Annotated in this window: 15 protein-coding genes; 13 read left to right on the forward strand and 2 right to left on the reverse strand. The window is 65.6% G+C overall.

Annotated features, from left to right (window positions below; translation table 11 throughout):
• Positions 1-27 precede the first annotated feature (27 nt).
• Positions 28-1,869, reverse strand: a complete 1,842-nt coding sequence (locus tag CH283_RS00425; protein ID WP_094640889.1) for a flavin-containing monooxygenase — start codon at positions 1,867-1,869, stop codon at positions 28-30.
• 229 nt (positions 1,870-2,098) lie between these two features.
• Here CH283_RS00425 and CH283_RS00430 point away from each other — a divergent pair, with 229 nt between their 5' ends.
• The 13 genes from CH283_RS00430 (at position 2,099) to CH283_RS00490 (ending at position 13,036) form a co-directional block, all read left to right on the forward strand.
• On the forward strand, positions 2,099-3,157 hold the full coding sequence (locus tag CH283_RS00430) for a 2,3-butanediol dehydrogenase (protein ID WP_094640890.1): 1,059 nt from the start codon (positions 2,099-2,101) through the stop codon (positions 3,155-3,157).
• Positions 3,154-3,921: an acetoin reductase gene (locus CH283_RS00435; protein WP_068053580.1), complete on the forward strand. Its 768-nt coding sequence runs from the start codon at positions 3,154-3,156 to the stop codon at positions 3,919-3,921. The genes CH283_RS00430 and CH283_RS00435 overlap by 4 nt, the downstream gene beginning before the upstream one ends.
• Before the next feature lie 44 nt (positions 3,922-3,965).
• Entirely contained in the window at positions 3,966-5,258 is a 1,293-nt protein-coding gene (locus CH283_RS00440) for a GAF domain-containing protein (protein WP_068053582.1), read from the forward strand.
• Positions 5,259-5,280: 22 nt separating this feature from the next.
• A complete protein-coding gene (locus tag CH283_RS00445; RefSeq protein ID WP_094640891.1) occupies positions 5,281-7,335 on the forward strand; it encodes an FUSC family protein in 2,055 nt (684 codons plus the stop codon).
• 34 nt (positions 7,336-7,369) lie between these two features.
• On the forward strand, positions 7,370-7,996 hold the full coding sequence (locus CH283_RS00450) for a HEAT repeat domain-containing protein (RefSeq protein WP_094640892.1): 627 nt from the start codon (positions 7,370-7,372) through the stop codon (positions 7,994-7,996).
• A gap of 9 nt (positions 7,997-8,005) precedes the next feature.
• The gene (locus CH283_RS00455) at positions 8,006-8,980 is read left to right on the forward strand and encodes a HEAT repeat domain-containing protein (RefSeq protein WP_094640893.1); all 975 of its coding nucleotides are present in this window, start codon (positions 8,006-8,008) and stop codon (positions 8,978-8,980) included.
• A 23-nt stretch (positions 8,981-9,003) separates the two neighbouring features.
• Entirely contained in the window at positions 9,004-9,345 is a 342-nt protein-coding gene (locus CH283_RS00460; protein WP_094641386.1) for a cupredoxin domain-containing protein, read from the forward strand.
• A 31-nt stretch (positions 9,346-9,376) separates the two neighbouring features.
• Positions 9,377-9,787 carry a DUF2752 domain-containing protein gene (locus CH283_RS00465; RefSeq protein WP_094640894.1) on the forward strand — a complete coding sequence of 137 codons (411 nt, stop codon included), beginning with the start codon at positions 9,377-9,379 and terminating at the stop codon, positions 9,785-9,787.
• Positions 9,788-9,900: 113 nt separating this feature from the next.
• Positions 9,901-10,098 (forward strand): hypothetical protein, encoded by a 198-nt coding sequence (locus CH283_RS00470; RefSeq protein WP_094640895.1) that lies wholly within the window; start codon positions 9,901-9,903, stop codon positions 10,096-10,098.
• 123 nt (positions 10,099-10,221) lie between these two features.
• Complete coding sequence (locus tag CH283_RS00475) at positions 10,222-10,878, forward strand: GntR family transcriptional regulator (protein ID WP_094640896.1); 657 nt, start codon at positions 10,222-10,224, stop codon at positions 10,876-10,878.
• Entirely contained in the window at positions 10,875-12,131 is a 1,257-nt protein-coding gene (locus CH283_RS00480; protein WP_094640897.1) for an MFS transporter, read from the forward strand. The genes CH283_RS00475 and CH283_RS00480 overlap by 4 nt, the downstream gene beginning before the upstream one ends.
• A 30-nt stretch (positions 12,132-12,161) precedes the next feature.
• A complete protein-coding gene (locus CH283_RS00485; RefSeq protein ID WP_094640898.1) occupies positions 12,162-12,782 on the forward strand; it encodes a hypothetical protein in 621 nt (206 codons plus the stop codon).
• 59 nt (positions 12,783-12,841) lie between these two features.
• Positions 12,842-13,036 (forward strand): hypothetical protein, encoded by a 195-nt coding sequence (locus CH283_RS00490; RefSeq protein ID WP_094640899.1) that lies wholly within the window; start codon positions 12,842-12,844, stop codon positions 13,034-13,036.
• An 85-nt stretch (positions 13,037-13,121) separates the two neighbouring features.
• Here CH283_RS00490 and CH283_RS00495 read toward each other — a convergent pair whose 3' ends face one another.
• Positions 13,122-14,459 carry a M1 family metallopeptidase gene (locus CH283_RS00495; RefSeq protein ID WP_094640900.1) on the reverse strand — a complete coding sequence of 446 codons (1,338 nt, stop codon included), beginning with the start codon at positions 14,457-14,459 and terminating at the stop codon, positions 13,122-13,124.
• Between the last annotated feature and the right edge of the window lie 5 nt (positions 14,460-14,464).

A 14,464-nucleotide genomic window follows, 5' to 3' on the forward strand; every position in this document is an offset into this window, starting at 1 on the left:
CAGGCTACGAGTTACCGCGCACATGCATCACCGAAGGTGATGCACTTCCTGCAGTCCGTAGACCGGGGTGTCGATGCCCTCGTAGCGCGCCTTGATCTGCAGTGCGAGGTAGAGCGAATAGTGCCGCGACTGGTGCAGATTGCCGCCGTGGAACCAGAAGTTCTCCTGCTGCGTCGGCTTCCACATGTTGCGCTGCTCGCCCTCCCACGGACCGGGATCCTTGGTGGTGTTCGAGCCGAGGCCCCAGCACTTGCCGACCTTGTCTGCGGTCTCCTGATCGATGAGGTCTGCCACCCAGCCGTTCATCGAGCCGTAGCCGGTGGCGTAGACGATCAGATCGGCAGGCAGTTCGGTGCCGTCGTCGAGCACGACGCCGGTCTTGCTGATCCGATCCACCTGCCCGGCAACGAGTTTGATCTTGCCGTCCGCGACCAGCTCGGACGCGCCGACATCGATGTAGTAGCCCGAGCCGCGGCGCAGGTACTTCATGAACAGTCCGGACCCGTCGTCGCCGAAATCGAGCTGGAAGCCGGCCTTCTCGAGCCGATCGTAGAAGTCCTTGTCTTGCTCCGCGATCTGCTGATACACCGGGATCTGGAACTCGTGCATGATTCGGTAGGGCAAGGACGCGAACGTGAGATCGGCTTTGCCCGTGGTCATTCCGGACTCGACGGCCCGCTCGGAGTACAGATCACCCAGCGCGATATCGCAGAGCGAATCGGATTTGACGATGTGTGTCGACGAGCGCTGCAGCATCGTCACATCGACACCCGTCTCGTACAGCGCCTTGCAGATGTCGTGCGCGGAGTTGTTGGAACCCACCACCACGACCCGCTTGCCGACATACGCGTCGGGACCGGGGTGTTCGCTGGAATGGTGCTGCTCGCCCTCGAATTCGTCCATGCCGGGGAAGTTCGGCACGTTCTTCTTGCCGGACATTCCGGTGGCCATCACCAGCTGCTTGGGCCGCAGGATCACTTCTTCACCGTCGCGGTCCACGACGACCGTCCACTCCTTCGCCACCTCGTCGTAGGTAGCGGACTTGGCAGTGGTCTTGGTCCAGTAGGGGACCTCCATGACCTTGGTGTACATCTCGAGCCAGTCGCCGATCTTGTCCTTCGGCGCGAAAACCGGCCAGTTCGGCGGGAACGGCAGGTACGGCAGGTGGTCGTACCAGACCGGGTCGTGCAGACACAGGGACTTGTAGCGGCCGCGCCACTGGTCGCCGGGGCGCTCGGCACGGTCGACGACGATCGCAGGCACACCGAGCTGACGGAACCGAGCGCCGAGAGCGATACCGCCCTGGCCGCCGCCGACGACGAGGGCGTACGGCTGCACGCTGTAGCCGAGTTCCTTCTCCTCGATCTCCTTCTTCTCCGCCCAGTTCTGGGTATCGGCATTCGAGCCGTGCACCGCGCCCTTGATGCGCGAGCTGCCCTGACGCTCCTCGTAACCCTTGAGCTCCTGCATCGTGGTCAGCAGCGTCCACGCGACGTCCTGGCCGGTATCGGCGTCGACGGTCAGTCTCAGATGACCCTTGCCGCGGCTGGTCGCGGTCTCGAACTCGATCCACGCCGACACCACGCCGTCTGCCTCGTCGGGAGTCTCGGTGGTGTGGAAACCCGTCGGATCGGTGTCGTCGAGCCGCTCGGAGAGCATGTCGGACACGCCGTCGCGCCCCTCCACCGTCTTCAGATTCCAGGTGAAGGTGACGAGATCGCGCCAGAAGCTGCTGACGGCGAACATGCCGGCAACGCGAGGAATATCGCGCGCGACCAGCGCCTGCTCGAACTCCGACAGCCAGGCGTCGACCCGTTCCTGCGGGGTGTGGGTGCGGGCGATGTCGACCGGCTCGATGGTCTGGGTCATCAAAACTCCTAGCGGTGTGCGGGACCTTCTGTGTGACCCAGCACACACCTTCAGGGGTGGGTGGTCGAGAGTTGCAGGGGGTTGCAGTGCGAATCCGGTGCAGCTGACCGCGCTCAGCGCGGTCGAATGCACCCGATTCCGAGGGCAGTGACTGCAACGCGCTGCAACCCTGTCCGAAGTGGTCGGCGTCACATAGACATGAGTGCATCCGACGATCAGGAGTGAAGCGATGCGCGCAGCTGTGTACTACGGCCCCAACAAGGTGGAGATCACCGACGTACCCGAGCCGAATCCAGGTGAAGGGCAGGTCAAGATCCAAGTCGGGTTCAACGGAATCTGCGGAACCGACCTGCACGAGTACTACGCCGGCCCCATCTTCATCCCCACCTCGCCGCATCCGCTGACCGGTCAGGAGATGCCGCTGGTGCTGGGCCACGAGTTCTCGGGCACGGTCACCGAACTCGGCAAGGGTGTCACCGGCATCAACGTGGGCGACCGCGTCGCCATCGAGCCGCTCTACCGCTGTGGGCACTGCGGCCCGTGCCGCGCGGGCAACTACAACATCTGCGCGCAGATCGGCTTCCACGGACTGATGTCCGACGGCGGAATGGCCGAATACACCGTGGTGCCCACCGACATGATTCATGCCTTGCCCGACAACGTCTCCCTCGAACTCGGTGCGCTCGTCGAGCCGATGTCGGTCGCCTATCACGCTGCGACACTCGGGGATCCGAACCCCGACGACACCGCGATGGTGTTCGGGGCCGGCCCTATCGGCATCGGACTGTGGTTCGCGCTGCGCGGCAAGGGCGTCGAGAACGTGTACGTCGTCGAACCATCGCCGACGCGTCGAGCATCGATCGAAGCCCTGGGCGCGAAGACCCTGGACCCGACGGCTGTCGACGTCCCCGCCTTCATCGCCGATCTCACCGACGGCAACGGAGCCGATGCGATCTACGACGCGGCCGGCGTGCAACCGGCCGTCGAGACAGCGCTCGGATGCATCGGTGCGCGAAAGCCACTGGTCAGCGTCGCGATCTACGAAAAACCCCTGACCACACCGCTGCAGAAGCTGGTGATGAACGAATCTCGCATCCAGGGCTCGCTCTGCTACACCTCGGCCGACTACGAGGCCGTCATCGATCTGATGAGCCAGGGCCACTACGACACGACGGGCTGGGTGGACAAGATCACGCTCGACGGAGTCATCGACGACGGCTTCGAGGCGCTGCATGCGGGCACCAAGATGAAGGTTCTGGTCGACCCTTCCACCGGGGCAGCGTCATGAGCGCGGTGCTGGTGACCGGTGCGGGCCAGGGCATCGGCCGGGCCATCGCGCTGCGGTTGGCGAACGACGGACACGACATCGCCCTGGTGGATCTGGTCGAGGACAAGATCGCCGGCGTCGCCGATGAGGTACGTGAAACCGGCTCGAAAGCAACGACATTCGTGGCCGACGTCAGCGACCGCGATCAGGTGTTCGCCGCCGTCGAGCACACGCACGAGGCGCTCGGCGGGTTCGACGTCATCGTCAACAACGCGGGCATCGCGCAGGTTGCGCCGCTCGACGATGTTCGACCCGAGGACACGAAGAAGATCTGGGCCGTCAACGTCGACGGTGTGCTGTGGGGAATCCAAGCTGCCGCAGCGAAATTCAGGTCTCTCGGCCAGAAGGGCAAGATCATCAACGCGTCGTCGATCGCCGGTCACGACGGGTTCGCCATGCTCGGGGTATACAGCGCAACGAAATTCGCCGTTCGTGCCCTCACCCAGGCTGCAGCGAAGGAATACGCGGCCGAGGGGATCACCGTCAACGCGTACTGCCCCGGCGTGGTGGGCACCGATATGTGGGTCACCATCGACAAGCGTTTCGCCGAGCTGACGGGCGCAGCGGAAGGCGAGACCTACGACAAATTCGTCGGCGGCATCGCCCTCGGTCGCGCGCAGACCCCCGAGGATGTCGCGGCGTTCGTCTCGTATCTCGCCGGGCCCGACTCGGACTACATGACCGGCCAGGCTCCGTTGATCGACGGCGGTCTGGTCTATCGGTAACCCCCGTTGATGTCGATCTGTGAGCTGGAGCACAATTGACTGTGATGACGCAGTCGACAGGTCCTGAACCTGCGCTGGCGGCCGGCGAAGACCCGCGCCGCTACGCGCAGATTCTCACTGCCGTGTACGACGCGACCATGACCGGCGGCAAGTCGCCCGCACGTCCCCGCGAGGTCATCGGGGACTCGTGGCGGCGGTTGCAGACCCTGGGCATCGACCCGGAACTGGGCAACCCCGCCGAGACGCAGATGGACGTCTCCGACCTCGAGCTGAGCCGTCGGGAATCGGGGCTGTTCGACATCCTCGACGATCTGGCCCGCGGCCTGGAATCGGTGGTGCAGGACGGCGACAACATTCTCGTCGTCGCCGATCGGCACGGCCGGGTGCTGTGGCGCAGCGGATCGACCGCCGTACTGGACCGCGCCGACGACCTCGGCTTCGTGGAAGGCGCCAACTGGGCCGAGGACTCGGTGGGCACCAATGCCATCGGCACCGCGCTGGTCTCCCGGCGCGCGGTGCAGATCTTCTCGGCCGAACACTATGTGCGCAGCCACCATTCGTGGACGTGTGCCGGTGCGCCGATTCGGGACCCTCGGACCGGTCAGGTGCTGGGAGCCATCGATGTCAGCGGCCCGGCCAAGACTGTCCACCCCACCACCATCGCACTCGTCGACGCCGTCGCACGGTTGGCGGAATCGCAACTGCGGGAACTTCATCGGAGCACCCTCGATCGACTGCGCTCGGTGGCCGCACCGATGCTCGCGCGCCTGCAGTCCCCGGCCCTCGCCGTGGACGCGAACGGTTGGGTCGCGGCTGTCGAATCGGTGGCGCTGCGCAATCGCATTCTGTTGCCCGAGGATCTGGCGACCGGACGCTTCTGGCTGCCGACCCTCGGCGTGTGCGACTTCGAGCCGCTGCCCGGTGGATGGCTCGTCCGACCCACCAGCACGATGGATTCCGGCGTCGCCGATGTCGGATCGACGAGAATTCGCATCGACCTGCGCAATTCGCAGAAACCTCGCATCGAAGTGCGCAGCGAGGTGGGGGAGTGGACCCACGAGCCGACGCCTCGGCACGCCGAAATTCTGTACCTTCTCGCCACGCATCGGCAGGGGCGAACCGCGTCGCAGATGGCCGCCGATCTGTTCGGCGACGACGGACGTGCCATCACCGTGCGGGCCGAGATGTCGCGGCTGCGCAAACACCTCGCCGGCATCATCTCCACGCAGCCGTACCGACTGGACGAATCCGCGACCGTCGAACTGGTCATGCCATCGGACATGAGCCGATTGCTGCCGCATTCGTCGGCCCCGGCGATCCGGGCGGCACGGGGCTGAGCCGTAGCGCAGAATCGAGGGAATGAACCGCCTCGCCCGAATCCTCGACGCCTCGGATCCGGGACAAGTACGGTTGCGCGGCGCGTCGGCGACGACGCTGACGGTACTGCTGGCGATGGTGACGTTGGTGCTGATCACGCGCGCCATCGGGCAGCCGGTGACGGTGGCGATGCTCGGAACCGTCGTGGCGATGCAGGCGTCGGCGGCGGTGAAGGACAAGGACCAGCACAGTCGGCTGGTCACCACCGCACTGATGGCGCTGCCGGCCTCGGCGGCAGTGACGTTGGCGGCGTTGCTCTCCGAACTCGGCAAGGTGGCCGACGTCGGATTCATCGTGGTGTTGTTCACGGCCGTGTGGGTGCGCCGTTTCGGCCCGCGCGGCACGGCGCTGGGCATGGTCTCGTTCATCTCGTACTTCTTCGCGCTGTTCCTGCGCGCGACGCCGGGGCAGCTGCCGATGCTCATCGCGGCGATCCTCGGCGGCTTGGTGATTGCCCTGTTCGTGCGAGCGGTCATCTTCCCCGATCGGCCGATCGTGGAGGTTCGTCGATTGCTGTTCGCCATGCGGGCGGTCTCGGTGTCGGTGCTCGAGGCGGCGTCGGCAGGGGAAAGCCGCGACCTGAACCTGGTGCGCCGCAGACTCGACCGACTCGGCAACACGGCGCTGATGATCGACGACTGGCTCGACCGACACGATGCCGGGCAACTGCTCAGCGTCACGAGCACAGATCTGTCGCTCCGCGTGTTCGACGCCCAGATCGCCACCGAGCAGCTCGTCAGCTCACTGTGGGCTCTGGATCCCGCGAAGCCCTGGCCGACAGCGCTGGGGCAGGCGACCACGGCACTCGGGTCGGTTCTGCAGAACACACCGTCGCCAGAGCAGTTGCGTGCAGCCCGTCGGTTGGCGTCCACAGCAGCCGAGCGCGCCGACCCGTCCACCCCCGCGGGGATTGCCACGGTCTCGGCTCAACGAGCTGTGCAGGCGCACATCGCTATTCATCACATCACCACCAATGCGGTTGCCGTTGATGCGGGTCCCCGAGTCGTCCCCGAACCTGCGACGAAGGACACGCCGAGCGGACTCAATCCGAGCACCAAGGCCGCCATCCAGGTGGCCGTCGCCACCAGTGCGGCGACCGTGCTGGGTGAACTGGTCTCACCCGACCGTTGGTACTGGGCCGTACTGACGGCGTTCCTGGTGTTCACGGGGGCGTCGACGCGCGGTGAAATCCTCACGCGCGCTGGCCAACGCGTCCTCGGGACCATCGCGGGTGTGCTCGCCGGGGTGGTGATCGCCGCACTGGTGGGCAACAATCAACCCCTGCAGTTGGTGCTGATCGTCGTCTGTGTCTTCTTCGCGTTCTATCTGGTGACGGTGGCGTATGCGCTGCTGTCGTTCTTCGTCACCATTCTGCTCGCGATGCTCTACGGGCTACTGGGAACGTTCAGCATCGAAGTGCTCGAGCTTCGGATCGTCGAGACCGCGGTCGGCGGCACGGTCGGTATGGTCTCCGCTTACTTCATCTTCTCGACAAGTACTCGAAAGACATTGGTGGACAAGGTCGATACGTACCTCGAACAGCTGGATACGTTGATCGAATCCAGCGTGGAATCGGTCATCGCTCCGGGCGAGGAGACCGACCTGGTGGCGTCGACGCGCACGCTCGACAATGCGTTGAAGGACGTCGTGTCGGCCGGAAAGCCGCTGGTGCTCGGGCCGACGACCCGCAGCAGGCGAGGCGCGAAACGACTGCTACGAGTGCTGGCAGTCAGCGGCCGATCGGCGCACGCTCTGGCCCGCGCGGGCGTGCTCGCCTCCCGCGCCGAGGCGGAAACGGCTCCGACGGCCGAGACTGCCCAGGCGCTACGCGACGCTGCGGCTCTGGTGCGCGACACTGTGCGTCACGTCGAGGCAGCCGTTGCCGGAAATCACGTCGAGCCGCCGGAGAAGATCACCGAGACAACGGTATTGGATGTGCTGCTCACCTCCACCAACGCGCCCGGTCCGCTGCGGGGTGCGGTGCGCGCACTGAACACGATGAACCGAACACTCGCCGATGTGTTGACTCGGAGTTGACCTTCACATCGTGACAAGGTCTTGGCTGACGGCCATGAACGAACTACTTCGGCACCACGCTTCTTCGGTTCGGCTTCGAGCAGCGCTCGATATCGGCACCACGCCGGACCTACAGTTTCTCGACGCGTTGCTGCAGCGGTGTGCCGTCGAACCGGATTTTCAGGTGCGAGAGATGTTGACGTGGGCGCTGATTCGACTTCCCGCGTCGGCGACGGTTCCGCGGTTGATCGAGAAGGTGAGATCGGGCGGCGCGCAGGCACGCAGCCAGGCGCTACACACGTTGTCGAAAATCAAGGACGAGTCGGCGTGGGAGGCGATCACCTCTTCCGTGCTTGTTGATCCGGACGACGAAGTGGCCCGAAGCGCATGGCGAGCCGCAGTGGTTCTGGTGCCGGCAGGAAGCGAATCAGCATTGGCGACAATGCTCGCCACCCAACTCGGCCGTGGTGGGCACGACGTCCAGCGGAGCCTCAGCCGCGCGCTCGTTGCGCTCGGATCGGTGATCGAGGAGATGCTGCGCGAGGCCGCGTCGAGCACGGATCCAGCCGTTCGCGCCCATGCGCTGGCAACCGAGGCGCTGCTCCGAGACCCGGATGCCGGATTCGCAGTGTTCGAGGCCAAACGTGTCGATGCCCTTGGCGTGAACGACTGTGCGGGGTGAGATGGAACGATGTTGATCGGTGAGGTGGCGCGGCGGTCGGGCGTCAGTGCGCGCATGCTCCGGCACTACGACAGGCTCGGGCTGGTGCAACCGACGTCTCGCAGCGGCACCGGTTACCGCGAGTACTCGCCGGATGATGTGCGGCGCCTGTTCCACGTCGAGTCGCTGCGTTCGCTCGGGTTGTCCCTGCACGACGTCGGCCGAGCGCTCGACGACCCGAACTTCGCGGCCTCGGGACTCGTCGACGAGCTCGCCGCCCGAACGGAGGAACGCATCGCTCGGGATACCGAGTTGCTCACGCGGTTGCGTCGCATCGGCGACCTGCGGCCGGCGGACTGGGAGGACGTACTCGACACTGTGGCGCTGCTGAGTGATCTCGGGTCTGTCAGTGCAGGGAAGCGGCAGACGGCGGCGCTGTCCTCCGTCGGAGATCGACCCATTCCGGCGGACGCCCTGGCCGAGGCGGTGCTGCGTGAGCCCGCAACCAACGTGGCCGGCGCACTGCGGTGGGCTCTCGCTCAGTCGGGTGGGGACGCGATCGGGCCGCTGCAGGAGGGCCTGAACTCACCGAACCCCGAGGTACGACGCCGCGCCGTGGATACCGTCGTCGAGATATCTCACCCCGCTTCCACCGAACTGCTGACCGAGTCGCTGGTCCACGACGACGAGCAGGTCCGGCGGGTCGCTGCACTGGAACTGGCAGCGCGAGGCGTCGCCGACGCCATTCCGACGCTGATCGCGATGGTGCACGCCGGAACGAACGATGTGGATGCCGCGGATGCCCTGGGCATGCTGGGATCCGCTGACTCCATAGTGGCGGCGTTGATGGACGGCATCGACGACGCCGTGGTGCGACAGCGAGTGACGCAGGCGTTGGCGAGCATTCCGGGCTCGGCAGCGCTCGCGGCGCTGCAGGAACTGTCCCAGGATTCGGAGCGATCGATTGCACTGACGGCCCAGTACATCCTCGGCCGGAGGGAGTGAAGACCTTCGGTACCGTCGGAGGTATGAAGGCTCTCGGACTGCTCGCGGCATCGATGATCATGTTGACTGCCTGCTCCACCGCAACCACCCCGGCCGCACCCGCCGAACCCGTTGCCGAGAACCAGGTGACCGTCGCCGATCGGATGTACTCGCCGAAGTCACTGACGATCTCCGTGGGGGACACCGTCACCTGGGTGTTCGCCGACCGCGGCATGGCTCACAACGTGGTCGCCGACGACAACTCGTTCCGGAGCGCTTTGATGGAGACCGGTCAGTTCACGCACACCTTCGACACCGCGGGGACCTTCACGTACCACTGCACCCCGCATCCAGACATGACGGCGACGATCATCGTTGAACCCTGATGGATGCTGGAACCGTGATGGACTGGTAGTCATGACGGCACCCACCCGATCGCGCAGCATCGCCGCACCCCTCGGTGTTGCCGTTGCGGCTGTCGGTGGGGCAGTGCTGCTGCACGTTCGTGACCCTCGCACTTCGGCGTACCTTCCCTGCCCGTTTCACGCGCTGACCGGATTGTGGTGCCCCGGATGCGGCACGACCCGGGCTCTCGGTGACCTCACCCGCGGAGACATCGCGGCGGCTGCGTCGAGCAATGTCGTTGCGGTCGTGGTTGCCGTCGGCGCGCTCGCAGTGTGGGCGCTGTGGCTGCGCGCTCGGTGGACCGGACGCCCCCTCGAGCTCCCGCGATTCAACCGCCCGACGGTGATCGTGCTGATCGCCGTCCTCACCGTGTTCACCGTGGTGCGCAACACCCCGTGGGGCACCGCGATCGCCCCGACCTGACATCACTAGGAGTTGGACATGCTGCTGGAAATCTTCTCGATCATCGTGCTGCTGGGCGTGCTCATCGCGCTCATCCCCACGGCCCGCCGCGTCTTCAAGAAGGGTGACGACGAATGAGCGACTCGCTGAAGGATCGCGTCCGCGCGAAGCTGCTCGCGCAACTCGCCGACGACGGAGGAACGGCCGCCGAACAAGCCGAGGGCGACGACCCGCGACTGAACGCACTGCGCGACGACCTCGAAGCACTCGATGCTGCGCAGGACGGAGATCCAGTGATCGACGACATCGCCGCAAGACACTGGGTGCCCTGACCGCCCTGCCCCTGGGGAGTCAATGTGACGTTCGGTGGCCTTTTCGGCAGTCAATGTCACGTTGAGTGGACTTTTTTGGCTCCCGAATTGGTGCACAGTTGAGGTGCATCTAGTATCTATGTTGTGTCCGAGACGAAATCTGCCGCTGATACGGCGTATGTGACGGTCAAGGAGCTCATCGTCTCGGGGGAACTGCCCGGCGGTGAGCTCGTCAGCGAGGGTGAGATCGCCACCCGGCTCGAGATCAGTCGCACGCCCGTACGCGAGGCGTTTCTGCGTCTGCAGGTCGAGGGGTGGATGCGGCTCTACCCCAAGCGCGGGGCACTGGTGGTGCCGATCGCGGTGGGTGAGGCCGAGAGCGTCGTCGACGCGCGTCGACTCGTCGAGGCAGGCAGCGTTCGCGCATTCATCGACGACGCGTCAGCCCGCGAATCCGTGGTGTCCGCGCTGCGGGAGAACCTGCAGCTACAAGAGCAGCTGGCCGTGGACGGTACCGCCGCCGAGTTCAGCGCCGTCGACGCCGACTTCCATCGCACCGTCGTCCATGCGGGCGGCAACCCGTTGCTCGACGCGTTCTACGACGGACTTCGCGAGCGTCAACGCCGAATGACCGCAGCCTCGGTGACGCGTGACCCAGGCCAGATCTCCCGCATCGTCGACGACCATCGCCGGCTGGCCGACCTGATCGAGGCCGGCGACGCAGACGGATTCGAGCGCGCCGTCGAACAACACATGCTCGGGGTGCACGGCCTACGACCGGACAGAGGGGGAGCACGATGAGCGAGACGATCACGAACGATCGAGACATCGAGACGACTGCGCGACGCTGGCTGCTGGTGGCGTCGGGGATGTTCGCTGTCGCCTGGGGCGGCAACGAGTTCACGCCGCTGTTGGTGATGTACCGACTCGACCACGGGTTCTCGGCCGTGGTGGTCGATACGTTCCTGTTCGCCTACGTTCTGGGCATCATTCCGGCGATGCTGATCTGCGGACCGCTGTCCGACCGACTCGGTCGACGCCCGATCATGTTGCCCGCTACAGCAATTGCCGCGGCCGGGTCCATCCTGATCGCACTCGGACCGGACAATGCGTACCTGCTCTTCGGTGGTCGCGTGCTCAGCGGTATCGCGCTCGGAATCGGTATGGCCGTGGGCGGCAGCTGGGTCAAGGAACTCTCGAGCCGCGACGCCACCGCCAAACCCGGTGCCGGAGCGCGCCGTGCGGCGATGTCGCTGACCGCGGGCTTCGCCCTCGGTGCCGGAGTTGCCGGTGTGCTCGCGCAGTGGGCGCCGTGGCCGACGCACCTCGCCTACAGCGTGCACGTGCTGATCTGCATCGTCGCCGGTGTCGGCATGCTGTCGGTTCCCGAAACTCGCACTGCCACAGCGGCATCGAAGAACAAGAAGCTGCTCGACGACCTGAGGATTCCGTCCGCCTCCCATCGACGGTTCCTGTTCGTCGTGCTGCCGTTGGCCCCGTGGGTGTTCGGTGCCGCGAGCGTCGCGTACGCGGTGCTGCCGTCACTGATGGCCGACGCGCTGGCCGACGAGCCCGGGGGCGGCTATCCCGTCGCTCTGTCGGCCGCGATGGCGGTGATCGCGCTCGGTTCCGGCTTCGCGATCCAGGCCGTCGGGCGTCGCATCGACACTCCCGCCAGTGCGCGAGGCGCTCTGGTTGCGCTGACACTGCTTGTTGTCGGCATGGCTGTCGCGGCGTGGGCGGCGTCGGTGCTGACCATCGCCGCGGCCCTGATCGCGGCGGCAGTGCTGGGGTGCGGGTACGGCATGGCATTGGTCTCGGGTTTGCAAGAGGTGCAACGCATTGCGGGCCCCGATGATCTCGCCGGCCTCACCGCGGTGTTCTATTCGCTGACCTACCTGGGCTTCGCGGTGCCCGCCCTGCTGTCGGCATTGACCGAGACATGGCCCGGCGTGGTCACGTATCCGATCATCTTCGGCTTCGGCGCGGTGATGGCGGCACTGTGTGGCCTGGTGGTGCGATCGAAAACGTCTGCGCACTTGCCGAGCGCGTAGGGGCGGTTCGGCTCTAGGATCAGCGGCATCATGCTGCAGTTCTCGCGCACGGTCCCGCCGCATCGGGTGCCTCCGACGGTGGCGATCACGGGTGCGGCAGTATGGAACCGGCGTGAGGCGTACTGGTTCCTCGTCGCGGTGATCGTGCCGGCCGCATGCTGGTCGAGATTTCCGACGATGGTGCCCTACGTCTTCGCGATCGTGCTGCTGGGTGCAGTGGTATTTCGCAGCCGACGGATTGCCTGGTGGGCGTCGATGCTGCGCTGGGGACTGATCGCCGACGTCGAGACCGTGGACACGGCACCGCGTGGTGACCGCAATCTTCGCCTCGCGCACGCCACCGGCTGGAACGTCCAACGACGTTGGTACACAGGGGTTGTCACCGAATCAACGGTGCGGTACCGGGCCGGGGAAGCGCGCGGCCACCTGTTCGTTCGGGGACTGCCGTTCACCACCGGCGTGGTGCTCGCGCACTCGAAGAATCCTGGATCGGCCATGGCCATCAGCGACTTCCCCTGCGATCTGCAACTGGACGGCAGGGGACGCTGGGCGGCGTCGTTCCCGCCGGGCTTCTGGCGACAAGCACTGGCAACGTCAGCGCTGTACGGCTACGCGATGGCCGGCTTGATGTTGTCACTCGGCGTTCGCTGACACAGCCGATGAGGTGGGTACCGTGGAGCGGGCACATCCCTCGTCCGACGGGAGCGAGCATGAAATACAACTACTCCGGACCCTGGCCGATTTTCGCGGTGCTGGGCGTCATCGTGTGTTGGGTGCTGTTTCAGGTCGTGGCACTCGATGCGAGTGTCGGCCGTGCGATCGCGTCGCCGATCAATCTTTTCGCGTTGATGTCGGCGGGCTTCTTGACCATCGGCTACGCGCAGAAGCGGCGTCGGCGGGTCTGACCGGCGGATCGGCTCCCCAGACTTGGATTCAGGCCTCCGATTGCAGGCTGATATCCGAAACTGGGGAGCCGATTGCCCGCGGGAGCTACGGCAACGACGGAAGTTGCTTGTCCACCAGCCATGCGTCCCACAGACTTCGGGGGCAACCGAAGCGGGAGGCGAGGTCGGTGAAGTCCGCGGTTGCGACCGTCGAGTAGCGGTACTTGGAGGTCCATTCCTGGATCAGTCCGAAGAATCGCTCGTCGCCGATGGTGCGTCGCACTGCATGCAGTGCCAGTGCGCCGCGTTTGTAGACGCGGTCGTCGAAGATGCGCTCGGGCCCCGGGTCGGTGAGTTGCAGGTCCATCGCCAGACCACGCTGAATGGTGTGCGCGCGCTTGGCCTTGTCGTGAGCCGTTGCGCCGCCGGAGTTCTCGGCCCAGATCCACTCCGAGTAGCACGCGAATCCCTCGTGCAGCCAGATGTCCGCCCACTTGCCGAGGGTGAGGGAATTGCCGAACCACTGGTGCGCCAGCTCGTGCGCCACCAGACGCTCGTAGTACCGGGAGCCGGAACAGTGGTTGGCACCGAAGATCGACAACCCCTGCGCCTCGATCGGAATCTCGAGGTCGTCGTCGGTCACCACCACGGTGTACGACGCGAAAGGGTAAGGACCGTAGAGCCGTACGAATGTGTCCATCATCTGCGGTTGACGACCGAAGTCGTGATCGAACTGCGCTCGCAGGCGCGGCGGAGTGATCGCCTTCATCGGCACCGGCCCCGGGCTGACGATGCGATGCTCGTACGGACCGATCTGGATGGTTGCGAGGTAGCTGGCCATCGGCTCGGGCTGCTCGTAGACCCACGTGGTGCGGCTGGCGCGAGTCTGCTTGCGCACCAACGTTCCGTTGGCCACCGCGTAGTACGGGGAATCGGTGGTGATGGTGATACCGTAGCTGGCCTTGGACACCGGATGGTCGTCGCACGGAAACCACGACGCAGCGCCGTTGGGTTGGCTGGCGACGAGCGAGCCCTCGGTGAGCTCCTCCCAGCCGACCTCACCCCACAAACCGTTGATGGGCTTCGGGGTTCCGCCGTACGCGACCGTCACCACCAGTGCCGCACCCGACGCGATGGGCTTGGCGGGCGTGATCTTCAGCTTGCCGCGCTGGTGGCTGAACTTCACCGAACGCGATCCGTTGACCGACACCTTCGACACGTTCATCGCCGGGCCGAGATCGAGCGCGAACTTCGACACCGTCGCAGTGGTGACCGCGGTGATCTTCGCCTTACCCGCCAGCCGGTTGCTCTCGACCTTGTACTCGAGGTCGAGTTCGTAGCGCGAGACGCGATAGCCGCGGTTGCCGTTCTGGGGGAGATACGTATCGATCGGATTGTCACTGGAGTCGACGTCGAACACCGGTGCCACGAGCCTGTCCGGCACGGTAG

It is taken from the genome of Rhodococcus sp. 05-2254-2 (assembly GCF_002259095.1).
In the GTDB taxonomy this organism is placed as follows: Bacteria; Actinomycetota; Actinomycetes; order Mycobacteriales; family Mycobacteriaceae; genus Rhodococcoides.